The sequence below is a fragment of the Pseudomonas sp. AM8 genome (assembly GCF_036346475.1).
In the GTDB taxonomy this organism is placed as follows: domain Bacteria; phylum Pseudomonadota; class Gammaproteobacteria; order Pseudomonadales; family Pseudomonadaceae; genus Aquipseudomonas; species Aquipseudomonas marginalis.
In genome coordinates this window covers 333,179-357,387 of the sequence record NZ_JAOTNX010000001.1, presented here as the reverse complement: position 1 = coordinate 357,387, position 24,209 = coordinate 333,179, and the positions used below count along the sequence as shown (strand labels likewise).

Here is a 24,209-nt window from a genome sequence, read left to right as displayed (position 1 = left end):
TCCTTAATGGCTGGGCCCGAGAAACGCCAGCCAACGGCGCTCCGCCAGACGAAACAGACCGACCAGGGCAAAGGTCACGGTCAGGTAGATCAGCGCGGCGATACCGAATGATTGGAACGTCATGAACGTGGCCGAGTTGGCGTCACGCGCCACCTTGAGGATGTCCGGGATCGTCGCGGTAAACGCTACCGTGGTCGAGTGCAGCATCAAGATCACTTCGTTGCTGTAGTAGGGCAACGAGCGGCGCAACGCCGACGGCATGATCACGTAGGCGTACAACTTCCAGCCGCTTAAACCGTAGGCCTTGGCCGCCTCGACTTCGCCGTGGGCCATGCTGCGGATCGACCCGGCGAAAATCTCCGTGGTGTAGGCGCAGGTGTTGAGGGCGAAGGCCAGGATCGTGCAGTTCATCGCATCGCGAAAGAACGCATCCAGCAGCGGCTGTTCACGTACGGCGGCAATGCTGTAGATGCCGGTGTAGCAGATCAGCAACTGGATATAGAGCGGCGTGCCACGGAACAGGTAGGTGTAGAACTGCACCGGCCAGCGTACCAGCGGGTTGCGCGATACACGGGCGATGGACAGCGGGATCGACACCACAAAGCCGATGACCAGGGCGGCGCTGAGCAACCACAGGGTCATGGCCAGGCCGGTGATGTGCTGGCCGTCGCTATAGAGGAAGGGGCGCCAGTATTCCTGCAAGAGTTCGATCATCGCACCGCCTCCCGTGAGCCTGCGGAGTAGCGACGTTCAAGACGACGCAGGACGAAGTTGGACGCGCTGGTGATCAACAGGTAGATCAGCGCGGCGAGTACCAGGAAGTAGAACAGTTGGTAGGTGCTTTTGCCGGCATCCTGGGCGGCCTTGACCAGGTCCGCCAGGCCGATGATCGACACCAGGGCCGTGGCCTTGAGCATCACCATCCAGTTGTTGCCGATACCCGGCAGGGCAAAGCGCATCATCTGCGGGAAGGTCACGTAGCGAAAGCGTTGCCCGCGCTTGAGGCCATAGGCCGTGGCGGCTTCCAGCTGGCCACGGGGGACGGCGAGGATCGCGCCACGAAACGTCTCGGTGAAATAAGCACCGTAGATAAAGCCCAGGGTGATCACCCCGGCGCTGAATGGGTCGATCTCGATGTATTCCCATTCCATGAAGTCGGTCAGGCCGGTGAGCCAGGTTTGCAGGCTGTAGAAAATCAGCAGCATCAGCACCAGGTCGGGTACACCGCGAATCAGTGTGGTGTAGAGCTGGGCGGGGATACGCAGGAAGGGCAGGCTGGAAAGCTTGGCGCTGGCGCCAAGCAGGCCCAGCAATACGCTGACAGCCAGGGACAGCACCGACAACTTGATGGTCATCCAGGTGCCTTGCAGCAACAACGGGCCGAAACCCTTCAAGCTGAGTGCGCTCAGCCCGAGGGTTTGCAACAGTTCTTCGAACATAAATCAGGACCTATGGCGATAAAAAAGCGCCCCTCCATAGGAGGGGCGCCCCAGGCATTATTTGCCGCTGTACAGGTTCAGATCGCCAAAGTGTTTCTTCTGGATGGTGGCGTAGGTGCCATCATCGTGTAACGCTTTGATACCTTTATCCAAAAGGGCCTTCAGTTCAGTGTTACCTTTTTTGATACCGACGGCGGTTTTCGATGGCAGCAATGGGTCATCGATGGCGGCGCTTACTTCATAGCCGGCACCGGCCGGGGACTTCAAGAAGCCCAGTTCGGCTTGCAGCATGTCCTGCACCGAAGCGTCGAGACGACCGGAAGTCAGGTCGGCATAAACCTGGTCCTGGTTGGCGTAGGCCTTGGTGGTTACACCGGCTTTATCCAATACGGCCTTGGCGTAGGCTTCCTGGATGGTGCCTTGCTCGTAGCCCACGGATTTGCCCTTGAGGGACTCTGGCGTCGAGTAACCCGCGCCTTTCTTGAACACCAGCGAGGTCGGGCCGGAGAACAGTTCGCTGGAGAAGTCGATGGCCTTCTCGCGCACCGGGGTCACGGTCATGGACGAAATCACTCCGTCGAACTTGTTGGCTTTGAGGCCTGGAATCATGCCGTCAAAGTCACTCTCGACCCACTTGCACTTCACTTTCAGTTCGGCGCAGATCGCATTGCCCAGGTCGATATCGAAGCCTACCAGGCTGCCATCGGCCGCCTTGGATTCGAACGGCGCGTAGGACGGATCGACACCAAAACGCAGTTCCTTGTATTCCTTGGCCAACGCGGTACCGGCGGCCATGCACAGAGCCAGTGCAGAAAGGGTCAGCAATGCTTTTTTCATTATTTAATCCCTGGAAACCAAGATAAGCGCTTGTGGCGCGTTTTAGGACTGTTACTGAACGGTGTCAGACGGATCACGAGTAGCAATTTCTGCACCATAGTTCCGAATGAGCGTTTTAAAAGGTGGGACAAGGGAGTCATGAGTGTAGGAGATGCACGAAAATGGGCATTGAAAATCGAACGCACTATTTCGGAACATTTGGAGATCCATTGTGGAGGGGCGGTGTTCTGGGTCAGGCCAGTAAGTCCTGCAGGGTGGCAAGGTTATCCGCCTCATCCACCGCCTTGTCCTGGCGCCAACGCAACATCCGCGGAAAGCGCACCGCAATCCCGCTCTTGTGCCGCTTGGACAGGGCAATGCCTTCAAACCCCAGCTCGAACACCATGCTGGGCGTCACGCTGCTGACCGGGCCGAACTTCTCCACGGTGGTCTTGCGCACGATGGCGTCGACCTTGCGCATTTCTTCGTCGGTCAGCCCTGAATAGGCCTTGGCGAAGGGCACCAGCGTGCGTTCACTGCCGGGCGGGCCATCCCATACGGCAAAGGTGTAGTCGCTGTAGAGGCTGGCGCGCCGGCCATGGCCGCGTTGGGCGTAGATCAACACCGCATCGACACTGAAGGGGTCGACTTTCCACTTCCACCACAGGCCCATGTCCTTGGTGCGGCCCACGCCGTAGAGGCCCTGGCGATCCTTGAGCATCATGCCTTCCACGCCGAGGCTGCGAGACGCTTCACGTTGCTCGGCCAAGGCCTGCCAGGTCGCGGCCGTCAGCAGTGGCGAGGGCAGCAGCACCGGTTGGTTGCACTGGGTGATCAACTGTTCGAGCTGGGCGCGGCGTTCGGCCTGGGTGTGGTTGCGCCAGTCGTCGCCCTGGTGTTCCAGCAGGTCATAGGCGAGGACGGCGACCGGTGCATCGTCGAGCACTTTTTTGCTCAGGGTCTTGCGGCCGATCCGCTGCTGCAGCAGGGCAAAGGGTTGCACCGCGTCTTTCCAGACGACGATCTCGCCATCGATCACCGTGCCATCGGGCAGGCCACTGACCAGGCTGTGCAGTTCGGGGAAACGCTCGGTCACCAGCTCTTCGCCCCGCGACCAGATCCACAGGCGGCCTTCACGCTTAACCAGTTGCGCGCGAATGCCGTCCCACTTCCATTCCACCTGCCAGTCGGCGGGAGAGCCGAGCAACGTGTCGAACTGCTCCACCGGCTGCGACAACCCGTGGGCGAGAAAAAACGGATAGGGCTGTCCGCCCCGTTGTGCATGCTCGTCGGATGATTCGGCAGCGATCAGCTTGAGGTATCCCTCGGCTGTCGGACGGTTGGACAGATCGGTGTAGCCCACCAGCCGCTGTGCAACGCGCTTGCTGTCGAGGTCGGCCATGGCGGCGAGGGCGCGGGTGACCAGCAGTTTGGATACGCCGACGCGAAAGCTGCCGGTGATCAACTTGACGCACACCATCAGACTCGGCTGGTCCAGTTGCGCCCATAACGCCGGTAACCGTTCGGCCAGGTCCAGGGGCGACAGGCCACGCAGCGGCAGGAGTTTTTCTTCCAGCCATACGGCGAGACCGTCCTCGGAGGTGTAGGTGGATTCCGGCAGGAGCAGGGAAATCGTCTCGGCCAGGTCGCCTACTGATTGGTAGCTCTCTTCGAACAGCCACGGCTCGATGCCGGATGCTTCGGTGGCCATGTCCCGCAGCAGACGCGTCGGTACCAATTGCCGCGGTCGTCCGCCGGACAGGAAATACACCGCCCACGCAGCGTCTTCAGGCGGCGCTTGCAGGAAGTAGGCTTGCAGGGCCGCGAGCTTGGCATTGCTGGAGGTGGTGGCGTCGAGGTTGGCGTACAGCTCGGCGAAGGCTTTCATGCCGTGGCCTCCTCTTCGTCATCACCGTATTCGGTGGTGAAGCCCTGGGCATCCAGGCCTTTTTCCCGCAGGTGGCGTACCAATACGCCGACGGAGCCGTGGGTGACCATCACCCGTTCGGCGCTGGTTTGTTCGATCGCCCACAGCAGCCCGGGCCAGTCCGCATGATCCGACAGCACAAAGCCCCGGTCCACTCCGCGTCGCCGCCGCGTACCGCGCAGGCGCATCCAGCCGCTGGCGAAGGCATCGCTGTAGTCGCCGAAGCGCTTGATCCAACTGCTGCCACCGGCGGAAGGCGGCGCGATGATCAGGGCCTGACGCAGCAATGGGTCGGTCTTTTTGAAATCGCCGGCGTAGAGGGTTTCGGGGATATAAATGCCGGCCTCGCGATAAACCCGGTTCAGCGGCTCGACCGCGCCATGGCTGAGGATCGGCCCGATGCTGGCGTCGATACCATGCAGGATGCGCTGGGCTTTGCCGAAGGAATAACAGAACAACACGCTGGCTTTGCCGGCGGCGATATTGGCCTGCCACCAGTCGTTGATCCCGGCGAAGATCTGCGCCTGGGGCTGCCAGCGGTAGATCGGCAGGCCGAAGGTGGATTCGGTGATAAAGGTATGGCAACGCACCGGTTCGAAAGGCGCGCAGGTGCCGTCCGGTTCCACTTTGTAATCGCCGGACGCCACCCAGACTTCGCCCTGGTACTCGAGGCGCACCTGGGCCGAGCCGAGTACATGCCCGGCCGGGTGAAAACTCAGGGTCACGCCGTGGTGGACGAGTTTTTCGCCATAGGCCAGGGTTTGCAGGTTGATGTCCTGGCCCAGGCGCGAGCGCAGGATGCCTTCGCCAGGGGCGGCAGCCAGGTAGTGTTGATTGCCCGTGCGGGCGTGGTCGCCGTGGGCGTGGGTGATGACGGAGCGTTCCACTGGGCGCCAAGGATCGATGTAGAAATCTCCGGCGGGGCAGTAGAGGCCTTCGGGCCGGGCGATGACAAGGTCCATGGGCTGACCGGGGCGATGGGCTTATCAGGTATGAGGCGGGGGCGAGCGCAGAAGTTCTATCGGAATGCATGTGGGCCAAATGTGGGACGGGGCAAGCCCTAGTTATGGCTTTTTGTAGGAGCGAGCTTGCTCGCGAAAAACTCACAGGCGCCGCGTTCATTCAGGAAGCACGCGTTATCGTTGACGTTTTTCGCGAGCAAGCTCGCTCCTACAGGAGGCGATGCACGCTTAACTGACCAAGCCCCCTCCCACATTTGGATCCGGTTTCAGCAGGTGGAAGTCAGGTCACTTGCCTGGGGTCAGGGTCAACCTGGCCTTCCCATATACCTTCTCGAAGTTCTGCGGCTGCATCGGGAAGCTCAGGTATTGCGCCTTGAGCGACGGGTCGATGCCGTTGGCGTAGTTCGGGCTTGCCGGGTTGCCGGATTGGCCGATGCCACCCTGGCCCATCATCGGCTCCACCTGGCCGAAGTCGACGATCATGCGCAGCGCCGGCACCTGGGTGGTGTTGAAGTCCTGGCCCCAGCTGTACGGTGCCGGGTTCAAGGTGTTGTGGTCGCCACCGGACGCCAGTGGGCCGCGAATTACTTGGCCACTGGTGTTTTTCCAGGTGGTGCTGTGCAGCTTGCCCCACTGCCAGGTCTTGTGGTCAGCACCCAGTTGGCTCTCGCCAGCGCTGATCGCGGCGGCCAGGCTGCGGGCGAGGATGGCGGGTTTGTCTTCTTTCTGCGCGGTGCGCACGTCGTCCCAGAACGGGCTGTCTTCGCGGCCCAGCAGGTGGTCGGCCTGGGCGGCATAGGACAGGTTGGCGTTGCTGACAAAGGCTTTCCAACTGGCGCTGTTTTCCGGCCCCAGTTCGTCGAGGAATATCTGCCGGGTGCTTTCCTGCAGAAACAGTTCGTAGAGCGCCGCGTCGGCGGACGTCGACACCAGGCGGCCGTCGAAGGCCATCAGGCGCGTCAGTGCTTCCCGTGCCTTGGCCTGGTCGGCCGCCGGCAACGCATCAATCGCCTGCTTCAATGGCTGGGCCATACCCGGCGCCTGGAACATGGTCTTGAGCTTGGCGGCAAAGGTGGTGGTCTGGTCGTATTGCATGGCGATCATGCTGCGGCTGTCGTGCTTGCCCGCATTGGCCAGTTGCGCCAGGCGCTCGCTGCGCTCCGGCGCATCCCAGGAATTGGACAACTGCATGCCGTAGCCGCGCGGCGCGGTGCGTTGGTTGGCGGTGCCGATCCAGCCTTGGGCCGGGTCCTGGTCATAGGGGTGCAGCATCGCGTCGGCGTAACCGTCCCAGTCAAAGCGCGTATCCCAGCCGGGCGAGGGCAGCAGGCCTTCGCCTTCGCGGCGGTTGGGGAAGCGGCCGGTGACCTGCCAGCCAATGCTGCCGGCGTCGGCGAAGACCATGTTCAAGGCAATGGCGCGAATGTTCCGGGTTGCGTCCGAGGCCTTGCCGGCGTTTTGCGCGCGGGACAGGTCGAAGAACGCGTCGAGGCTCTTGTCATCCTTGAAGTCGGCGGTTTGCAGGGCCAGGCCAAAACCGCTGGTCAGGGCCTGGCTGCTGTTGAGCAGGGCGCCGTGGCGGGTTTCGTACACCACTTCGCGAATCGAGCGTTGACCCTTGACGAAGAAGGTTTCATTACGCACCGCTGCCGGCAGCCATTTTCCGTTGTTCTCGTAGTACAGCGCGCTGCCCTGGCGTTTGACCTTCTCCAGGAACAGGTCCTGGGTATCGCCCTTGACCGTGCTCATGCTCCACGCCACGTTGCCGTTGAAACCGGACAACAGGGTCGGCAGGCCGGCAATCGAGGCGCCGACGGCCTGGTATTTCGGTGCGCGAATCTGCACGTAGTTCCACGGCGACGGTGCTTGCGGCTGGGCGGCGAGGTCGCCTGCCAGCAGGCTCTTGCCGCTGCGACTGCGTTGCGGGCCGATGGCCCAGTTGCTCGACGTGGTAACCGCCAGCGAGTTGAGGCTGCTCAATTGCTGGCTGACCGTGTCCAGCCCGGCCAGGCCGGTGATCTGGCTGAGGTTCACGCCCTTGAGTTTCTCGGCTTCGGCCAGGGGGATCGGCTCATCCGGCGCACTCGGTGTCAGCCAGGCGAGTTTGTCCACGCCGACCTTTTGCGCCAGCAGCAACGACGCCAGCTCTTCCTGCAGGTTGGCCGACTCGCTGAAATTCAGCAGGCAGAACAGCAGCGCCGAATCCTCCGGCTTCCAGTACTCAGGCTTGTAGCCGGTCTGGGCCAGATCCGGCGGCAGCTTGTCGCGGTAGCGGAACAGGTAGGCGTTGACGCCACGGGCATACACTTCGAAGAAGCGCTTGAGGCGCGGCGACGAGGCGTTATACAGCTCGCCGGCGCTTTTCTTCAGGTTGACCGCGCGCATGAAGCGGTCCACATCCAGCACCTCAGGGCCGGACATTTCAGCCAGGCGGCCCTGGGCCAGCAGGCGCAGGGTGACCATCTGGGTGATGCGGTCACTGGCGTGCACATAACCCAGGCTGAACAGTGCGTCGTGGAAGGTATTGCTTTCGATCAGCGGCATGCCTTGGGCGTTGCGGCGTATCGAAATATTCTGTGCGAGGCCCTTGATCGGCTGCACGCCGGCCACTGGCGGCAGGGTGTCCTGGGTGCTCTGGAGCTGGCAACCGGCCAGGCTTAATGCACTGGCCACTGCCGCGGCAACGCCGAACCGGGGAAGAAAATGTGAGAGGGCTGGCGAGGCCATGGCAAAGCTCCTGCGGGGGGTAGCGTCAGTAAAGGCGCTACGTTAGTGAGCGCGGTGAAACGACGCAAGCAGGAGTTTGGGTAAACCGTTAGATCTTGAGTCGCATCGCCCCTCCCACCTGTTGACCGCGTACGACTTCAGGTCAGGATTTAGGCGGATTGACCTTTTGGACTAATTCATACGCCCGAACCGTCGCTGGCCGTTCCTTGATGCTATTGAACCAGCGCTGAACGTGTGGGAAATCCTCCAGGCTCTGGCTCTGCCACTTGTGGGAAACGATCCACGGATAGATCGCCATATCGGCAATGCTGTAGTCCTCACCCGCCACGAACGCACGGTCCGCCAAACGGCGGTCCAGCACACTGTATAGGCGTGCGGTTTCATCTACGTAGCGCTTGATCGCGTAGGGGATTTTCTCCGGGGCAAACTGGCTGAAATGATGGTTCTGGCCCGCCATCGGCCCGAGCCCGCCCATTTGCCAGAACAACCATTGCAGCGCTTCCTGGCGACCGCGTAGGTCTTTTGGAATGAACTGGCCGGTTTTCTCCGCGAGGTACAGTAGGATCGCGCCGGATTCAAACAGCGAAATCGGCGCGCCGCCGTCGCTCGGGTTCTGATCGACGATGGCCGGGATGCGGTTGTTGGGGGCAATCTTCAGGAAGTCTGGCTTGAACTGGTCGCCCTGGCCAATGTTGATCGGGTGCACTTTGTAGGGCAGGCCGGCTTCTTCCAGGAACAGCGATACTTTGTGACCGTTGGGGGTGGTCCAGTAATACAGGTCGATCATGAAGCTCTCCAAAAGTGGTGATGCTTGAGCGAATGCCTGTAGGTATAGGTAAAGGTGGGAGGGGGAAAATTCAATCAAACATTTGCGCCTACCCTTAGACGCTTTCGATTTGGAATGCGATGCAGCTGTGGAAGGGAGCGAACTCCCTCACACAGGGGCCTTCAGAGCGATTTACGCCCCGTGGCACTTCTTGAATTTTTTCTCACTGCCGCACGGGCAAGGATCGTTGCGACCAACGTCCTTCAATGCATTGCGCACCGGCTCCTGGTGAGCGTGGCCGCAGTTCGGGCCGTGGACATGGCCGTGGTCGTGATCATGGTGATCGTGATCGTGGTTGCAGTCAGGACCATGGACATGGGGTTGCTGAGTCATCGATGTCGCTCCGGAATAAAATCGCCGGGGATTATCTCGCCATTGTGGTTCACCTGCACGTCATAACCGATGAATAATCCGGTTTTCAGTTCACCCTCCAGACGATACGGCACAGGCTGGTCGGGTTTTTTCAGCATCTGCACCACATCGCGGATCTGCGGCCAGAGGTTGGTGCGCACCGACACCTTGAAAAATGCATGGCCCTTGGGCGGTACCGTCAGCCATTCATTGGACTCGCCTTCGGTGAGCACAAAATCATCCAGGGTGACCTTGTAGATCAGCCCACGCACGGTCAGGTCCGAGTCGTCGCGGTTATCCACGCGAAAGTACAGCTTGAATTTCTGCTCCAGCAGCTTGGCCCGCACCACTTCGACTTTCACCAGGGAAACGTGCGGCGGGGGCGAATCGTCTTCGAACCAGGAGGCGCAACCGGTCATGCCGAAGGTTAACGCCAGCATCAAGCTGCAGATCCGAAGCATGGCGTGAGTCCTGTGGTGGTTAGAGATAGCTGGAACAACACTTCTTGAATTTTTGCCCACTGCCGCAAAGGCACGCATCGTTGCGTCCGGTTTTCACTTCCACCGTGGGGTCGATGAAGTACCAGCGCCCTTCATTCTGTACGAAAGAAGACTGCTCGCGGTGGCTATGTTCGCCAGTGCTGTCATGCCAGCGTGCGGTGAAGGTCACGAAGGCGTGTTCCGGCTGGCCGCCGAACACCTCGGAACTTTCAACTTCCAGGCCGAGCCAGGTGCTCTGGGCGCTCCAGGCGGCGATGGCCTCACGGTCCAGGCCGGCCTGTTGCGCGGGCAACGTGGTTGCGACCAGATAATCCACCAGGCCCAGCACATAGGCGCTGTAGCGTGAACGCATCAGGGCGCTGGCGCAGGGGGCCGGGTGCCCGGCGTGATAATGACCGCAGCAGGCATCCAGCAGGTTGCCACTGCCGCAGGGGCAAATGGATGTACTCATCGGGTTACCACCAATACTTTCCGAAGTTTTCCGGGTTGGCCCAGAAACGGGCGTTGAGCCAGTCCGGCACCTGTTTATAGTCAAGCAGATCGTAGGTAAACAGCGTCAGCACCTGCTCGTCGCGCTGGAAACGCTCGCCGGCCTGGAGGGCCAGGGAGAAAAAGTCGGTTTCCTTCCAGCCGCAGGCGCCCAGGTCCACCAGCACCGCAATGCGGCTGGCGTTGAGGTTGCGGATGCCGCCGAGCAAGGTCAGGCCTTGGGGTTTTGGCAGGTACTCGAGGCAATCGACCACCAGCGCCAGGTCAAAACGCTGGGCCGCCAGCGCTTGCGGCAATGGCCCTGGCGCGGCGCAGAACACCTGGGTGTCAGGGTGCGCGTCCTTAAAGGCGTCCAGCGCCGGGAACTGGCTGGCACCCAACAGCAACAGGCGTTTGGGCTGGTGCAGATCGAGCAAGGCGGCCAGCGCTTGCTGGGGAGTACGGGCAGAAATACCAGCGGTCATCAGAGATCCTCACATCAGGACCATAGAGACTAGCGCGGCTGAGCGTGCGGGCCTAGAGCGGGTGGCTGCGAAAAGTCCTACGTGGGCGGCGATCCCCAATGAATACGGGGGCTTGGCGTAGTGGCGCAGTTGAAAAGAGCGGTCTTTACTCCACCCATCGGCCCCCGCCGATCCCCTCAGGAGAAAGTCAGATGAGCATCATGCGGACAGCTCTACCCTTGGTTCTGCTAACCGGAGTATTGACAGGTTGCGCAGGCTTGCAAAAAACCGATTGGCCTACCTGTGCCGCTGTTGGCGGTGTGACCGGTGCGGCGATCGGTGCGACTGAAAGCTCGGCCTACGCAGGCTATGGCGCGTTGCTGGTCGGCGGTATGGCCGGCGCCTATTGCTGGGTGCACGGCGATGGCGACGAAGATGGCGATGGCGTGCCGGACAGCCGCGACAAGTGCCCGGGCACCCCGAAAGGTGTGCAGGTCGACGCCAATGGTTGCCCTCCGGCGCCGCCAGCGGCGGTGGTCGAGGAGGTGGTCGTGGTCAAGGAAGAAACCATCGTGATCCGCGATGTGCACTTCCAGTTCGACTCGGCCAAGTTGACGGCAGCGGATAAAACCAAACTCGACACCATTGCCACGCGCCTGAAACAGGAAGCCCCGAGCGCCCAGCTACGGGTCAGTGGTCACACCGACAGCGTCGGTAAAGACGCCTACAACCAGAAACTCTCGGAAAAACGTGCCCATTCGGTCACCGATTACCTGATCGGCGCCGGGGTGCCCCGCAGTGCCTTTGTGTCTGTCACCGGGGCGGGCGAAAGCCATCCGGTCGCCGACAACAAGACCGCTGAAGGCCGCGCCCTGAACCGCCGTACGGAAATCCAGATCAACCGCTGACAGCCCTTGCCCCTGTGGGATCCACAGGGGCATTGCCGGCCACCCTCGCTTGAACCGCTCCCTCTCAAGTTTTTTGAACCTTCACTGGCAAATCGCCTGTAGAAGTCGTTACTGTGCGTCCAAAGAAAAATTTGAAAACACTCAGGAGCCCCATGATGCGTAAGGTTTTTCTGTTGGCCCTGTTGGTCAGCCCCGTTGCCCTGGCCCAGAGCGTCAGTGTCGAAACGAACTCATTGATGCGCCTTCCCTCCAGCACCAGTGTGTTGCAACTGGAGCGCCTGGACGTGGCGGACTACGGCACGTTGCTGATTCCGGCCACCATCAGCCAGGTCACGGTGGATGAACTGCACCTGGGCCGCGACGCACGCATCGCGATTGTTCCTGGCAATACCGCGCTGCAATTGCAGGTGCGGCATGCGCACCTTGAGCATGGCAGCCAGATCACCTCGCGCGGTGCCCCCGGTACCCATGAAAAACCGGCCAAGGCCGGGCGTGACCTGACCTTGCGCATCAACGCGCTGACGGCTGAAGAACTCTCGGTGGATGCCCGTGGCGGCGCCGGTGCCCAAGGGTATGCCGGGCTGGATGGCGCCAATGGCGTGGATCCTGGGTGTACCTGGGGCTCGGCGGGGCGCGGTTTCAATGGCGATAACGGCGGCGATGGCCTGCCGGGTGGGGCGGGTGCACAGGTTCGCGTGGAATTGCCGAAGGACTTCCCGGCGGAACACATCAAGGTCTGGGTGGATGGCGGTGCTGGCGGTTTGGCCGGTACGGCCGGCAAGCCGGGCAAAGGCGGGGAGTCCAAAGGCTGCCTGGTGTACCGCGCCGATGGTGGCGAGAAGGGCCGCCCAGGGTTGGAAGGGCTGCCGGGGCCAGCTGGGCCTGCGGGTACCGTGACTATTCAGCGGCTCTAAGTTCTAAAGAGCTGCAAGCTTCAAGCTTCAAGCTTGCAGCTTGTGGCTGTACTCAAAACATCGGCCGAGCCGATGCAATCGCCACCACCACCAACCCCACGATCAGGTTGATCCCCACCAGCTTGCGAATCTGCCCCAGTGCAGCCGCACCCGCCGGCCAATCCTCAGCCGTCACCGCCGCCTTCAGCTGCGGAAACTTCAGCGCCTGGATGCGGATAAACAACGCCGTCATCACCAGATACAAACCCATCATCACCTGCACATAGCGCGGTGCGCTTTCAAACCCGCTGAACCGTAGGTGCAGCAGGCCGACGCCGCTGATCGGCAAAACCAGCACTGCCACCCATACCCACACGAAAAAACGTTGAAACACATTGGCCCACAGCTTGAGTCGGGCAGGGCCCTCAAGGGCCGCCATAGCGGCGGGGCGCAGGATCATCCAGGCGAAAAACATGCCGCCGACCCAGATCAGGGCGGCCAATACATGCAGGGTGTAAACGAGGCTAAACGCGGTCATTGTGGTACTCCGTTCTGCGCGGGATTAATTAGCGGGGTATGATAGCTGCCGATCCGAACCACTGAAAATTTATCCAGCGTTTTTTGCGCCCGACTATCCATGATCAGCACTGAACTCAAAACCACGATCCAGGGCGCCTACACGCGTTTTCTCGAAGCCAAGAGCTTGAAACCGCGCTACGGCCAACGCCTGATGATCGCCGAAGTGGCCAAGGTCCTCGGGGATATCGACACCGATGACGAAGGCCGCCGCGAAGGTGAGCCCGCCGTCGTGGCCGTCGAAGCCGGCACCGGTACCGGCAAGACCGTGGCCTATAGCCTGGCTGCGATCCCGACCGCGAAGGCCGCCGGCAAGCGCCTGGTGATCGCCACTGCCACTGTCGCCCTGCAGGAGCAGATCGTCTACAAAGACCTGCCCGACCTGATGCGCAACAGCGGCCTGAACTTCACCTTCGCCCTGGCCAAGGGCCGTGGCCGCTACATGTGCCTGTCCAAGCTCGACGTGCTGCTGCAGGAAGGCCACGCGCAAACCGCCACGGCGTCGCTGTTCGAGGAAGAAGGCTTCAAGATCGAAGTGGATGAGGTCAGCCAGAAGCTGTTTACCAGCATGATCGAGAAACTGGCCGGCAATAAATGGGACGGCGACCGCGACAGCTGGCCCACCGCCCTCGAAGATGCCGACTGGGCACGCCTGACCACCGACCACAGCCAGTGCACCAACCGCCATTGCCCCAACTTTGGCCAGTGCGCCTTCTACAAGGCCCGCGAAGGCATGGGCAAGGTCGACGTGATCGTTACCAACCATGATATGGTCCTGGCCGACCTGGCCCTGGGCGGCGGTGCCGTGTTGCCGGACCCGCGTGACACCCTTTACGTGTTCGACGAAGGCCATCACCTGCCCGACAAGGCTATCGGCCACTTCGCCCACTACACGCGCCTGCGCTCCACCGCCGATTGGCTGGAAACCACCGCGAAGAATCTCACCAAATTGCTCGCCCAGCACCCGCTGCCCGGCGATTTGGGCAAGCTGATCGAACAGGTGCCGGAGCTGGCGCGGGAGATCAAGACCCAGCAACAGTTCATGTTCAGCGCCTGCGAACAGGTGGCCGACTTCAAGCCCGGCGAAGATGTGGAAGGCCGTGAGCGCCCGCGCCACCGTTTTGTCGGTGGGATGATCCCCGAGCATATGCGCGAAATGGGCATCGAGCTGAAGAAAGGCTTTTCCCGTCTTACCGACCTGTTTACCCGCCTGACTGACTTGCTCAAGGAAGGCATGGACGGTGAGGTCAATATCGGCATCGCCAGCAACCAGGCCGAAGAGTGGTACCCGCTGTTCGGCAGCCTGTTGTCCCGTTCCCAGGGCAACTGGGAGCTGTGGACGGCCTTTACCGTCGAAGACCCGGAAGACAACCCGCCCATGGCCCGCTGGCTGACCCTGTCGGAAAGCGGTGCGTTGTTTGATATCGAGGTCAACGCCAGCCCGATCCTTGCCGCCGAGATGTTACGCCGCAACCTGTGGAACGTGGCGTATGGCTGCCTGGTGACCTCCGCCACGCTGACCGCCCTGGGCACCTTCGACCGCTTCCGCATGCGCGCGGGGCTGCCGAAAAAGGCCGTCACGGCGGTGGTGCCAAGCCCGTTCCACCATGCCGACGCCGGTGTACTGCGGGTGCCCGATCTCAAGGCCGACCCACGGGATGCACCGGCGCACACCGCGGCGATCATTCGCGACCTGCCCTCCCTGGTGGAAGGTTCGCGCGGCACCCTGGTGTTGTTCTCGTCGCGCAAACAGATGCAGGACGTGTTCGACGGCCTCGACCGCGACTGGCGCAAGCAGGTGTTTATCCAGGGCAACCTGTCCAAGCAGGAAACCCTGAACAAGCACAAGGCGCGGGTCGATGGCGGGGATTCCAGCGTGCTGTTCGGCCTGGCGAGTTTCGCCGAAGGCGTGGACTTGCCCGGTGCCTACTGCGAACACGTGGTGATCGCCAAGATCCCGTTCTCGGTGCCGGATGATCCGGTCGAGGCCGCGTTGGCCGAATGGATCGAAGCGCGGGGCGGTAACCCGTTCATGGAGATTTCGGTGCCGGATGCTTCCTTGAAGCTGGTGCAGGCCTGCGGTCGCTTGCTGCGTACCGAGGAAGACCGGGGCACCATCACCTTGCTCGACCGCCGCCTGGTGACCCAGCGCTACGGCAAGGCGATCCTGAATGCGTTGCCGCCGTTCCGGCGCGAAATTTCTTAAGCCCTCGTGGGCGAATTCGCCCACTTCGTGGTCTATCTCACTGCTATCGATTTATGTCATCAGGCTATTTACCGGCCGTTTGGGAGAACCTTGTTCGTATGATTCGCACGCTGCCCGCCCTTTTTGCCCTGCTGTTCACTGCGCCCTTGATGGCCGCGCCCGCGGGGCAACAGACATTGTTCAACTTCGTCCGGCCTGCCGATGTGGTCAAGGTGGCGACCCAGGACGCCAGCCTGCCGCAATACAACGCCGAACAAACCCCCGAAGGCGAGGTGTTGCGTCGCATCACCTTCAACCCGGCCGCCGAGCCGAGCCTGGTGCTCAGCCCACAGGCCGGTGCCTGGGACTGGTCGCAGTCCGGCGCCATGAGCCTGCGTATCCAGAGTGCCATGGACTGGGCGCTGACCCTCTACGTCAAGGTGCAGAGCAGCGATGGCAAGACCCTGGTCAGCCGCATCGACCTGCCGGCCGGCCCCGCCCAGACTTTGCTGATCCCGCTGCAAGCCAACTCGCCGTTGAGCCAGGGCATGAAGGCCGGCCCGCCGATGCCGATCACCGTGGATGGCCAGCGTGTGTTGCTGGCCAGCAGCGCCGGCGAGATCGACCGTAGCCAGGTGGTCTCGGTGACCCTGTCGATGATCAAGCCCAACGCCGCGCAAAGCATCCTGCTGGAACGCTTTGGTGTGCAGGACAGCGAGCCGGTGCTAAAGGCGGCCTACAGCGAACTGGTGGATGCTTATGGCCAGTCCACCCGCGCGCGCTGGCCGGAAAAGGTCAGCAGCGACGAACAGCTCAAGGCGGCCGCGGCAAAGGAACAAACCCAACTGCAGGGCTGGCTGGCCGCGCGTGATAAATCCGCATTGGACAAATTCGGCGGCTGGAACAAAGGGCCGGCGTTCAAGGCCAGTGGCTTTTTCCGTACCGAAAAGCGCGACGGTCGCTGGTACCTCGTGACCCCGGAAGGCCATCCGTTCTATTCCCTGGGTGTCAATACCGTGGCCCCGGACAACAGCCAGACCTACGTGGCCGGTCGTGAGTGGATGTTCGCGGCGCTGCCAAAGGCCGGCGAACCCTTCGACAAGTACTACGGCAGCGGCGATAACCGCACCGGCAATGGTGCGGGCGAAGGTCGTGGCTTTGCTGCCGGGCGTTGGTACGATTTCTACGGCGCCAACCTGCAGCGCACTTATGGCGGCGAAGGGTTTGACCAGAAACGCTGGGTGACCCATACCCTCGATCGCCTGCAAGCCTGGGGTTTCAATACCGTGGGCAACTGGAGCGACGACGCGTTGGCCACTGCCGATCGTGTGCCGTACACCTTGCCGTTGTCGATTGTCGGCGATTACGCCAGCATCAGCACCGGTACCGACTGGTGGGGTGGCATGCCCGATCCGTTCGATCCGCGTTTCGCCATGGCGACCGAGCGCGCGGTGGCTATTGCCGCCCGCGACCACCGCGACGACCCTTGGCTGATCGGCTTCTTTGCCGATAACGAACTGGCCTGGGCCGGCCCCGGCGATGATCCGAAATCCCGCTACGCCCTGGCCTACGGCACCTTGCGCATGACCACCGACGTACCGGCCAAGCGCGCGTTTCTCAAGCAATTGCGTGACAAGTACCGCAACGAACAAGGCCTGTCGAAAGCCTGGGGCATCGAGTTGGCGGGGTGGGAGCTGATGGAAGATCCGGGCTTCGAGCCGCCGGTGCCCAACCCTGAACACCCGGAAATCGAAGCTGACTTCAAATACTTCCAGAAGACCTTCGCCGATGCCTACTTCAAGACCATCTCCGACTCGCTGAAATGGCACGCACCCAACCAACTGCTGCTGGGCGGGCGTTATGCGGTGAGTACGCCTGAAGCCGTGGCGTCGTGCGCGCAGTATTGCGATGTGCTGAGCTTCAACATGTACACGCTCAAACCCCAGGACGGCTATGACTTTGCCGCGCTGCGCGCCCTGGACAAACCGGTGTTGATCACTGAATTCAACTTCGGCTCTGCGGACCGTGGCCCGTTCTGGGGCGGCGTGACCCAGTTGCCTAGGGAAGAAGAGCGTGGCGTGGCATATGCCAACTTCCTCAAGCAAGCCATGGCCGAGCCTTCCATTGTCGGCGTGCACTGGTTCCAGTACCTGGACCAGCCGGTGACCGGCCGTTTGCTGGACGGTGAAAACGGCCACTTTGGCCTGGTGGGCATCACTGACGTACCGTTCCAGGGGTTCGTCGACAGTGTGCGTAGAAGCAACCTGGCGGCGGTGGATCAACTGGGCAAGGAAGCGGAAAAGGCCAAGGCCGCCAGCACGGTTCATGAAAGCGAAGGCAGCAAACCTGGACGTGAGGGCAAAGGCCCGGGACAGGGCGCCGGACACGCCGGTGGGCATTCGGGAAATGGTCATTGATTCATTGTTGACGGGTTCACAAATCCCACAATGGCTGGAACAATGTCGGCCACTTTTTACGGTGTTTTCCTAGGGGGCTTAGGTGCAGGTTCAGGGTCATTACGAGCTCCAGTTCGAAGCGGTGCGTGAAGCGTTCGCCGCGTTGTTCGATGACCCGCAGGAGCGTGGCGCCGGGCTCTGCATCCAGGTCGGCGGCGAAACCGTCGTTGACCTGTGGGCCGGTACCGCCGACAAGGACGGTACCGAGGCCTGGCACAGCGACACCCTCGTCAACCTGTTTTCCTGCACCAAGACCTTCACCGCTGTCACGGCCCTGCAACTGGTGGCCGAGGGCAAGTTGCAATTGGACGCGCCAGTGGCCAGGTACTGGCCTGAGTTCGCTGCTGCCGGCAAGGAAAACATTACGCTGCGCCAATTGCTCTGCCATCAGGCCGGGTTGCCGGCAATCCGCGAGATGCTGCCCACCGAAGCCTTGTACGACTGGCAATTGATGGTCGACACCCTGGCAGCCGAAGCCCCGTGGTGGACGCCGGGCCAGGGCCATGGCTACGAGGCGATCACCTTCGGCTGGCTGGTCGGCGAATTGCTGCGCCGCGCCGATGGGCGTGGGCCGGGTGAGTCCATTGTGGCGCGGGTGGCACGGCCGCTGGGGCTGGACTTCCACGTGGGCCTGGCCGACGAAGAGTTTTATCGTGTTGCACATATAGCGCGCAGCAAAGGCAATATGGGCGATGAAGCCGCGCAGCGTTTACTGCAAGTAATGATGCGCGAGCCCACCGCCATGACGACGCGGGCATTTGCCAACCCGCCGTCTATTCTCACCAGTACTAATAAACCTGAATGGCGACGCATGCAGCAGCCGGCGGCAAATGGTCACGGTAATGCGCGTAGTCTGGCGGGTTTTTATAGTGGTTTGTTGGACGGTAGTTTGTTGGAAGCCGACATGCTCGAAGAATTGACCCGTGAACACAGTATCGGGCCGGATAAAACATTATTGACACAAACCCGCTTCGGGCTGGGCTGCATGTTGGATCAACCACAGTTGCCCAATGCTACATTTGGCCTTGGCGCCCGTGCGTTCGGGCATCCAGGCGCCGGCGGCTCGGTGGGTTTTGCCGATCCTGAGCATGATGTAGCGTTTGGTTTCGTGACTAATACATTGGGGCCTTATGTACTTATGGACCCGCGGGCACAGAAGTTGGTCGGAATATTGGCCGGTTGTCTGTAAACCCCTTGCCGTTTCACATTTTTTTGTTACAAAGGCAACTATAAGAAGGCGCTGAACGAAATGATGTAACTTTAATGTTCTGTAAGCGTCTGTTTAACGGGTCATCGAGACCCCCGTTTCTTTTCTCATTTTGTGGATATCTCATGTTATCGAACAAGTCCTTGGCACTGGCGCTTTGCCTCACTATTACCGGTTGCGCACAAACTCCACAAAATGATGCCGAGGGTGGGCATTGGTGGTCATTTGGATCGGATAAGGCCACGACCAAGGACGCAGTGACCCAAACCGACGCCAAGCCGGATGCCAAGCCCGCTGCCGGCGCCAAGCCTGCCGCACCTGTAGCTGCTGCTGCTGCGCCTGTCGCCTCCGCGCCAGCGCCGGCCGCCAAGGCTGACACCGGTTCCAGCTGGTGGCCGTTCTCCTCCAAGAGCGCCGACGAGAAGGCCGCTGATGCCAAGGCTGACCTGAAAGCCGACCTCAAGGCCGCGACCCCGGCTCCAGATGCCGCGCCTGCCGTCGCCAAGACCGACAGCGAAACCCATTGGTGGTGGCCGTTCGAAAGCAAACCCAAGCCATTGGCCAAGGTCGACGTGACCAATGTGCCAATGCCTGACCCGAAAATCACCCAGGCCTGGTTGGACGACTACGAGCCGCGCCTGCGCGCCGCCATCAAGGACAGCAACCTGCAACTGGAACGTCGCGATAACGTACTCGTGGTGATTGCTCCGGTAGACGGCTCTTACAACCCGAAACGCCCGGCGATGCTGCTGCCGGTTACCCTGGGGCCGTTCACTCGCGTCGCCAAGGCGGTTGAAGCCGATCCAAAAACCGCCGTGCTGGTGCTGGGTCACGTGGATGCCACCGGTACCGCGCCTGCCAGCCAGGCGTTGACCAAGGAACGCGCGCAGTCCATTGCCTCGATCTTCAGCCTCAGCGGCCTGAAACAGGACCGCCTGATGCTGCGTGGCATGGGTGACCTGATGCCACGTGCCGCCAACGACAGCACCCAGGGCCGCGCGCTGAACCGCCGCATGGAAATCATGTTCACCCAGCGCACGACCATGCTGGCGCTGTTGAGCAAGTATCAATCGGGCAAGACCCCGCCTGTAGCCGAAATGGTTGCGGTGCAGAACGTTCCAGCCCCGGCCCCGGCCGCCAAGGCCCCGGCTAAAAAGGCACCCGCGGCTAAAAAGGCTGCTGCCAAGCCCGCGGCTAAAAAAGCCCCGGCCAAGCCTGCTGCGAAGAAACCGGCCCCGGCCAAAGCCAAGGCTGCCGCACCGGCTGCGAATGACCAGGCGAAAAACTGATCCGCTGAACCACAAGGATAAAGCCGCATGACCCAGGCACTGGCCGATATGCGCCGTGACTACACACGGGACGGTTTGAGCGAGGCCCAGGCCCCGAATGAACCGTTTGCGTTATTCCACCAGTGGTTTGCCGATGCGGTGAAAACCGAGCAGCCACCGGTGGAAGCCAATGCCATGACCCTGGCTACGGTCGACCAGGACGGCCGTCCGCACTGCCGCATCCTGCTGCTCAAGGGCCTGGATGCGCAGGGCTTTACCTTCTTCACCAACTATCAGAGCGCCAAGGGCGAACAGCTTGCGGCGCGGCCGTTTGCGGCCATGACGTTCTTCTGGCCGACCCTGGAGCGCCAGGTGCGTATTGAAGGAAGGGTGGTCAAGGTCACCCCTGAGGAGTCCGACGCTTATTATCAGGTCCGCCCCCTGGGCAGTCGTTTAGGCGCCTGGGCTTCCCCGCAGAGCCAGGTCATTCGTGACCGTGAAGAACTGCAGGACCTGCTCAAGGCCACCGAACAGCGTTTCAGCGATACCCAGCCCGACTGCCCCGAGCATTGGGGTGGCTATCGCCTGCTGCCGGAGCGCATCGAGTTCTGGCAAGGCCGCGCCAGCCGCCTGCATGACCGCCTGAACTACCGCCTGCAAGGGACCGAATGGACCCGCGAGCGCCTGGCGCCCTGAGCGGCACCTTTCGTCACCCCACTGGAATGATGTCGATCACACCGAAGTCTCTGTTGAAGAGGCTTCGGCTGTGTAGTGCTGTGCGGCGTTCTTCAGCCACTGCGGCAAATCGCCTCGCTTGATCTTCGACGCCCGTGCCTGCTCCAGTTGTTGCAACATATAGGCACGCTTGTGCAGGTCGTCGCCTGCGAGGGACAGTGCCAGGTCGCGGTCTATCCAGCGTCGGATACGCAGGTACAACCAACCATGGAAGTACAGGCCGGCGACGGTAGTGACTACAATGATGAAATAGTCCATGAAGTTCCTGGTTACGATGAGAGTGCTACCGTTGGTCGGTATTTTGGCTACGGGCAGTCTGTACTGAGGCTGAATGAAAGCAATTTCCTGCCGGGCTTGTCGTGACAGGCGTCAAGCTGCAGCGTCTAATGAATACCTGTCCTTTGGAGTTGATGCTATGCGTAAGTCCGTTTTACTGGTTGCCTGCTTTACCACGCTGTCGTTGCTGCTGGGTGGCTGCGCCTCGAGTCTGACCGGCGACTCGTACTCCCGTGACGAAGCGCGTCGTGTACAGACCGTTCGCATGGGCACCATTGAATCCCTGCGTCCGGTAAAAATCGAAGGCACCAAGACCCCAATCGGCGGCGCTGCCGGCGCGGTCATCGGTGGTGTGGGCGGCAGCGCCATCGGCGGTGGCCGTGGCAGTATCGTGACTGCCGTGATCGGCGCCGTTGCTGGCGGCCTGCTGGGCTCGGCCACCGAAGAAGGCCTGACCCGCACCCAGGGCGTGGAAATCACCGTTCGCGAAGACGACGGCAGCATGCGTGCCTACGTGCAAGCCGTGCAGGAAAATGAAATCTTCCGCATCGGTGATCGCGTCCGCATCATGACCGTTGATGGCACCAGCCGCGTTACTCGCTGACCGGTAAGCAGCAGGCAAAAGAAAACCCCAACCGGGTGACCGGTTGGGGTTTTTTATGGGCTGCGTTTCAGTCGGCTCAGGCTTTTTTGCGACTCGCCATCGCCGTCACCACGTACCCGATACACGCCGCAAGTATCGATCCGGTCAGAATCCCCATTCGATCCTCCCCGGCAAACTCGCTGGCACCCGGCACAAACGCCAGGGAGCCGACGAACAGGCTCATGGTGAAGCCGATGCCGCACAGGATCGCCACGCCGAAGACCTGGCCCCAGTTGGCGCCGCTGGGCAGTGCTGCGAGGCCGGTCTTGATGGCCAGCCAGGTGAGGCCGAACACGCCGACGGTCTTGCCGATCAGCAGGCCGGCGGCAATGCCCATCGGCACGTGGTGGGTGAAGCTTTCCAGGCTGACCCCGGTGAGTGACACCCCGGCGTTGGCGAAGGCGAACAGCGGCAGGATGCCGTAGGCCACCCATGGATGCAGGGCGTGTTCCAGTGTAAGCAGCGGCGAGGGCTCGGCATTCCTGGTGCGCATCGGGATGCAGAACGCCAGGGTCACGCCGGCCAGGGTGGCGTGCACGCCGCTCTTGAGTACGCACACCCACAGGATCAGGCCGATGATCAGGTAGGGCCCGAGCTTGATCACGCCCAGGCGGTTCATTGCAATCAAGGCAACCAGGCAGGCGCCCGCGCCGGCCAGGGCCGCACCGGACAGGTCGGCGGAATAGAACACTGCAATAACAATGATCGCGCCCAGGTCGTCGATGATGGCCAGGGTCATCAGGAACAGCTTCAACGACACCGGCACCCGCTTGCCCAGCAGTGCCAGGACGCCCAACGCGAAGGCGATGTCGGTGGCCATCGGGATTGCCCAGCCGGAGAGGGCGGCGGGGTAGTCCTTGTTGATTGCCCAGTAGATCAGCGCCGGCACGACCATGCCGCCGATGGCGGCTGCGCCTGGCAGCACCACTTGCGAAGGCTTGGACAGGTGGCCGTCAAGCAGCTCGCGCTTGACCTCCAGGCCGATCAGCAGGAAGAACAGGGCCATCAGGCCATCGTTGATCCACAGCAGTGCGGGCTTGGCGATTTGCAGCGCGCCAATCTGGGCCACCACCGGCACGTCGAGAAACGCGCCATACAGGTGCGACAACGGAGAGTTGTTGATGATCAGCGCCAAGGCGGCAGCGGCGATCAACAACAGGCCGCTGGCGGCTTCCAGCTGGAAGAAACGGGTAAAAGTGCTACGCAGAGGCAAGGGATGCTCTCCAATCCAGGTTCAATAGGTGGGTACCCTAACCCGTACCGTTAGTTGTTAAAACAAAAGTTATATTCTTATTTGTTATAAGAGATGGTGTAGGGTGGCGTAGCGCCAAAGCCTAGCAATTGTGTGTCCAATTGAGTCGTCACTGTATCTGTGTGCAGTGTAGGAAACATCCTAAGATCGGTGCTGAAATCCTTAGAGTTCTTCCTTATGAGCGACCACCGTCCCTGGGCCCGCGAAGCCATTCGCATCATCGAAGCGGACTTCCAACGCAGTGCTGACACGCATCTGATTCCGTTACCGCTGCCGGGCCTGCCGGGCATCGAGTTGTACTTCAAGGATGAATCCAGCCACCCCACCGGCAGCCTGAAACATCGGCTGGCCCGTTCGCTGTTCCTGTATGCGCTGTGCAATGGCTGGCTCAAGCCAGGCGCGCCGGTGATTGAAGCATCCAGCGGCTCGACGGCGATTTCCGAAGCGTATTTTGCCCGGCTGCTCGGGCTGCCGTTCATTGCGGTGATGCCCGCCACGACGTCCCAGGAAAAGATCGCGCAAATTGCCTTCTACGGCGGCAAAAGCCATCTGGTACAGGATCCCACGCAGATCTACGCCGAGTCCGAACGCCTGGCCCAGGAAAGCGGCGGTCATTTCATGGATCAGTTCACTTATGCCGAGCGTGCCACCGACTGGCGGGCGAACAACAACATCGCCGAGTCGATCTTCCAGCAGATGCGCTTTGAGCGTCACCCGGAACCGAGCTGGTTGATTTCCAGCCCCGGTACCGGCGGCACCACCGCCACCCTGGGTCGTTATGTGCGTTATCGCCAGCACTGTACCCGCGTGTTGTGTGCCGATGCCGAGCGCTCGGTGTTTTTCGATTTCTACCAGAGCGGTGACGCCAGCCTGCGCCTGGACTGTGGTTCGCGGATCGAAGGCATTGGCCGGCCACGGGTCGAGGCGTCGTTTTTGCCCAAGGTGATTGATGCGATGGTCAAGGTGCCGGATGCGCTGTCGCTGGCGGCCATGCATTACCTGGCTGAGCGCCTGGGGCGGCGAGTCGGCGGTTCCAGCGGGACCAACCTGATTGGCGCATTAATGGCGGCGCAGCAGATGAAAGCGATGGGGGAATCAGGTTCGATCGTGGCGATCTTGTGTGATGGGGGCGAGCGGTATGCAACGACCTATTACGACCAGGCGTGGTTGGCGGGGCAGGGCTATGCGCTCGAGGGGTTGATCGCGGCCGTGGCGGCCAGTGTGGAGCAGGGCGAGCCATTACCCGCCAGCATCCTGCGCGCAAATATCTGATCCGATGCAAACCAAATGTGGGAGGGGGCAAGCCGCCTCCCACATTTAATTTGCGCTG

The 24,209-nt window shown here is 61.5% G+C and carries 23 protein-coding genes; 9 read left to right on the top strand and 14 right to left on the bottom strand.

The window, feature by feature from the left end; all coding sequences use genetic code 11:
* Window positions 1-3: 3 nt before the first annotated feature.
* The 11 genes from V3W40_RS01720 to V3W40_RS01670 form a co-directional block, all read right to left on the bottom strand.
* A complete protein-coding gene (locus V3W40_RS01720; protein WP_092487673.1) occupies window positions 4-714 on the bottom strand; it encodes an ABC transporter permease in 711 nt (236 codons plus the stop codon).
* Complete coding sequence (locus tag V3W40_RS01715) at window positions 711-1,439, bottom strand: ABC transporter permease (protein WP_053137181.1); 729 nt, start codon at window positions 1,437-1,439, stop codon at window positions 711-713. Before V3W40_RS01715 ends, V3W40_RS01720 begins: the two co-directional genes overlap by 4 nt.
* A 57-nt stretch (window positions 1,440-1,496) precedes the next feature.
* Complete coding sequence (locus V3W40_RS01710) at window positions 1,497-2,276, bottom strand: transporter substrate-binding domain-containing protein (RefSeq protein ID WP_016975034.1); 780 nt, start codon at window positions 2,274-2,276, stop codon at window positions 1,497-1,499.
* Window positions 2,277-2,508: 232 nt separating this feature from the next.
* Window positions 2,509-4,143, bottom strand: a complete 1,635-nt coding sequence (locus V3W40_RS01705) for an ATP-dependent DNA ligase (protein ID WP_065947312.1) — start codon at window positions 4,141-4,143, stop codon at window positions 2,509-2,511.
* Entirely contained in the window at window positions 4,140-5,144 is a 1,005-nt protein-coding gene (locus V3W40_RS01700; RefSeq protein ID WP_323145799.1) for a ligase-associated DNA damage response exonuclease, read from the bottom strand. Before V3W40_RS01700 ends, V3W40_RS01705 begins: the two co-directional genes overlap by 4 nt.
* A 285-nt stretch (window positions 5,145-5,429) precedes the next feature.
* Window positions 5,430-7,871 carry a penicillin acylase family protein gene (locus V3W40_RS01695; protein WP_330214318.1) on the bottom strand — a complete coding sequence of 814 codons (2,442 nt, stop codon included), beginning with the start codon at window positions 7,869-7,871 and terminating at the stop codon, window positions 5,430-5,432.
* Window positions 7,872-8,013: 142 nt separating this feature from the next.
* A complete protein-coding gene (locus tag V3W40_RS01690; protein ID WP_330214317.1) occupies window positions 8,014-8,658 on the bottom strand; it encodes a glutathione binding-like protein in 645 nt (214 codons plus the stop codon).
* 171 nt (window positions 8,659-8,829) lie between these two features.
* The gene (locus tag V3W40_RS01685) at window positions 8,830-9,030 is read right to left on the bottom strand and encodes an SEC-C metal-binding domain-containing protein (protein ID WP_003189235.1); all 201 of its coding nucleotides are present in this window, start codon (window positions 9,028-9,030) and stop codon (window positions 8,830-8,832) included.
* Window positions 9,027-9,509 carry an LEA type 2 family protein gene (locus V3W40_RS01680; RefSeq protein WP_065926435.1) on the bottom strand — a complete coding sequence of 161 codons (483 nt, stop codon included), beginning with the start codon at window positions 9,507-9,509 and terminating at the stop codon, window positions 9,027-9,029. Before V3W40_RS01680 ends, V3W40_RS01685 begins: the two co-directional genes overlap by 4 nt.
* 19 nt (window positions 9,510-9,528) lie before the next feature.
* Window positions 9,529-9,999, bottom strand: a complete 471-nt coding sequence (locus V3W40_RS01675; protein ID WP_065926434.1) for a YchJ family protein — start codon at window positions 9,997-9,999, stop codon at window positions 9,529-9,531.
* A 4-nt stretch (window positions 10,000-10,003) separates the two neighbouring features.
* Window positions 10,004-10,501, bottom strand: a complete 498-nt coding sequence (locus V3W40_RS01670; protein ID WP_065926433.1) for a DUF6231 family protein — start codon at window positions 10,499-10,501, stop codon at window positions 10,004-10,006.
* Window positions 10,502-10,692: 191 nt separating this feature from the next.
* On the opposite strand from V3W40_RS01670, the gene V3W40_RS01665 reads away from it, so the two are divergent.
* Together V3W40_RS01665 and V3W40_RS01660 are read left to right on the top strand one after the other, a co-directional pair.
* Window positions 10,693-11,388 (top strand): OmpA family protein, encoded by a 696-nt coding sequence (locus V3W40_RS01665; RefSeq protein ID WP_027604443.1) that lies wholly within the window; start codon window positions 10,693-10,695, stop codon window positions 11,386-11,388.
* A gap of 155 nt (window positions 11,389-11,543) precedes the next feature.
* Window positions 11,544-12,302, top strand: coding sequence for a collagen-like protein (locus V3W40_RS01660; protein ID WP_330214316.1), 759 nt, complete (start codon window positions 11,544-11,546; stop codon window positions 12,300-12,302).
* A 52-nt stretch (window positions 12,303-12,354) separates the two neighbouring features.
* Here V3W40_RS01660 and V3W40_RS01655 read toward each other — a convergent pair whose 3' ends face one another.
* Window positions 12,355-12,819: a CopD family protein gene (locus tag V3W40_RS01655; RefSeq protein ID WP_065926431.1), complete on the bottom strand. Its 465-nt coding sequence runs from the start codon at window positions 12,817-12,819 to the stop codon at window positions 12,355-12,357.
* Between the two features lie 99 nt (window positions 12,820-12,918).
* On the opposite strand from V3W40_RS01655, the gene dinG reads away from it, so the two are divergent.
* The 5 genes from dinG to pdxH all read left to right on the top strand — a co-directional run bounded on the left by dinG (window position 12,919) and on the right by pdxH (window position 20,669).
* Window positions 12,919-15,063 (top strand): ATP-dependent DNA helicase DinG, encoded by a 2,145-nt coding sequence (gene dinG, locus V3W40_RS01650; RefSeq protein ID WP_027604440.1) that lies wholly within the window; start codon window positions 12,919-12,921, stop codon window positions 15,061-15,063.
* 98 nt (window positions 15,064-15,161) lie between these two features.
* Entirely contained in the window at window positions 15,162-17,459 is a 2,298-nt protein-coding gene (locus V3W40_RS01645) for a beta-galactosidase (protein WP_330214315.1), read from the top strand.
* A gap of 82 nt (window positions 17,460-17,541) precedes the next feature.
* Complete coding sequence (locus tag V3W40_RS01640; protein ID WP_330214314.1) at window positions 17,542-18,687, top strand: serine hydrolase domain-containing protein; 1,146 nt, start codon at window positions 17,542-17,544, stop codon at window positions 18,685-18,687.
* A 143-nt stretch (window positions 18,688-18,830) separates the two neighbouring features.
* Window positions 18,831-19,994, top strand: coding sequence for an OmpA family protein (locus V3W40_RS01635; RefSeq protein ID WP_092487702.1), 1,164 nt, complete (start codon window positions 18,831-18,833; stop codon window positions 19,992-19,994).
* A gap of 27 nt (window positions 19,995-20,021) precedes the next feature.
* Complete coding sequence (gene pdxH, locus V3W40_RS01630) at window positions 20,022-20,669, top strand: pyridoxamine 5'-phosphate oxidase (protein ID WP_027604436.1); 648 nt, start codon at window positions 20,022-20,024, stop codon at window positions 20,667-20,669.
* Between the two features lie 36 nt (window positions 20,670-20,705).
* Here the strand turns inward: pdxH and V3W40_RS01625 are convergent, their stop codons facing one another.
* Window positions 20,706-20,966, bottom strand: coding sequence for a hypothetical protein (locus V3W40_RS01625; RefSeq protein WP_330214313.1), 261 nt, complete (start codon window positions 20,964-20,966; stop codon window positions 20,706-20,708).
* 157 nt (window positions 20,967-21,123) lie between these two features.
* Here V3W40_RS01625 and V3W40_RS01620 point away from each other — a divergent pair, with 157 nt between their 5' ends.
* Window positions 21,124-21,588, top strand: coding sequence for a glycine zipper 2TM domain-containing protein (locus V3W40_RS01620; protein ID WP_003189251.1), 465 nt, complete (start codon window positions 21,124-21,126; stop codon window positions 21,586-21,588).
* Window positions 21,589-21,664: 76 nt separating this feature from the next.
* Here V3W40_RS01620 and nhaA read toward each other — a convergent pair whose 3' ends face one another.
* Window positions 21,665-22,840: a Na+/H+ antiporter NhaA gene (gene nhaA, locus V3W40_RS01615; RefSeq protein ID WP_065926426.1), complete on the bottom strand. Its 1,176-nt coding sequence runs from the start codon at window positions 22,838-22,840 to the stop codon at window positions 21,665-21,667.
* Between the two features lie 216 nt (window positions 22,841-23,056).
* Here nhaA and V3W40_RS01610 point away from each other — a divergent pair, with 216 nt between their 5' ends.
* Window positions 23,057-24,151: a PLP-dependent cysteine synthase family protein gene (locus V3W40_RS01610; RefSeq protein WP_074844280.1), complete on the top strand. Its 1,095-nt coding sequence runs from the start codon at window positions 23,057-23,059 to the stop codon at window positions 24,149-24,151.
* Window positions 24,152-24,209: the final 58 nt, after the last annotated feature.

Bases quoted from the DNA above. Each gene is read 5' to 3' on its own strand.
- dinG (WP_027604440.1), top strand. From the start codon at position 12,919: ATGATCAGCACTGAACTCAAAACCACGATCCAGGGCGCCTACACGCGT.
- V3W40_RS01685 (WP_003189235.1), bottom strand. From the start codon at position 9,030: ATGACTCAGCAACCCCATGTCCATGGTCCTGACTGCAACCACGATCAC.
- V3W40_RS01620 (WP_003189251.1), top strand. From the start codon at position 21,124: ATGCGTAAGTCCGTTTTACTGGTTGCCTGCTTTACCACGCTGTCGTTG.
- V3W40_RS01720 (WP_092487673.1), bottom strand. From the start codon at position 714: ATGATCGAACTCTTGCAGGAATACTGGCGCCCCTTCCTCTATAGCGAC.
- V3W40_RS01625 (WP_330214313.1), bottom strand. From the start codon at position 20,966: ATGGACTATTTCATCATTGTAGTCACTACCGTCGCCGGCCTGTACTTC.
- V3W40_RS01680 (WP_065926435.1), bottom strand. From the start codon at position 9,509: ATGCTTCGGATCTGCAGCTTGATGCTGGCGTTAACCTTCGGCATGACC.
- V3W40_RS01610 (WP_074844280.1), top strand. From the start codon at position 23,057: ATGAGCGACCACCGTCCCTGGGCCCGCGAAGCCATTCGCATCATCGAA.
- V3W40_RS01715 (WP_053137181.1), bottom strand. From the start codon at position 1,439: ATGTTCGAAGAACTGTTGCAAACCCTCGGGCTGAGCGCACTCAGCTTG.
- V3W40_RS01695 (WP_330214318.1), bottom strand. From the start codon at position 7,871: ATGGCCTCGCCAGCCCTCTCACATTTTCTTCCCCGGTTCGGCGTTGCC.
- V3W40_RS01645 (WP_330214315.1), top strand. From the start codon at position 15,162: ATGATTCGCACGCTGCCCGCCCTTTTTGCCCTGCTGTTCACTGCGCCC.
- V3W40_RS01705 (WP_065947312.1), bottom strand. From the start codon at position 4,143: ATGAAAGCCTTCGCCGAGCTGTACGCCAACCTCGACGCCACCACCTCC.
- V3W40_RS01635 (WP_092487702.1), top strand. From the start codon at position 18,831: ATGTTATCGAACAAGTCCTTGGCACTGGCGCTTTGCCTCACTATTACC.
- V3W40_RS01655 (WP_065926431.1), bottom strand. From the start codon at position 12,819: ATGACCGCGTTTAGCCTCGTTTACACCCTGCATGTATTGGCCGCCCTG.
- V3W40_RS01710 (WP_016975034.1), bottom strand. From the start codon at position 2,276: ATGAAAAAAGCATTGCTGACCCTTTCTGCACTGGCTCTGTGCATGGCC.
- V3W40_RS01660 (WP_330214316.1), top strand. From the start codon at position 11,544: ATGCGTAAGGTTTTTCTGTTGGCCCTGTTGGTCAGCCCCGTTGCCCTG.
- V3W40_RS01665 (WP_027604443.1), top strand. From the start codon at position 10,693: ATGAGCATCATGCGGACAGCTCTACCCTTGGTTCTGCTAACCGGAGTA.
- V3W40_RS01700 (WP_323145799.1), bottom strand. From the start codon at position 5,144: ATGGACCTTGTCATCGCCCGGCCCGAAGGCCTCTACTGCCCCGCCGGA.
- pdxH (WP_027604436.1), top strand. From the start codon at position 20,022: ATGACCCAGGCACTGGCCGATATGCGCCGTGACTACACACGGGACGGT.
- V3W40_RS01675 (WP_065926434.1), bottom strand. From the start codon at position 9,999: ATGAGTACATCCATTTGCCCCTGCGGCAGTGGCAACCTGCTGGATGCC.
- V3W40_RS01690 (WP_330214317.1), bottom strand. From the start codon at position 8,658: ATGATCGACCTGTATTACTGGACCACCCCCAACGGTCACAAAGTATCG.
- V3W40_RS01670 (WP_065926433.1), bottom strand. From the start codon at position 10,501: ATGACCGCTGGTATTTCTGCCCGTACTCCCCAGCAAGCGCTGGCCGCC.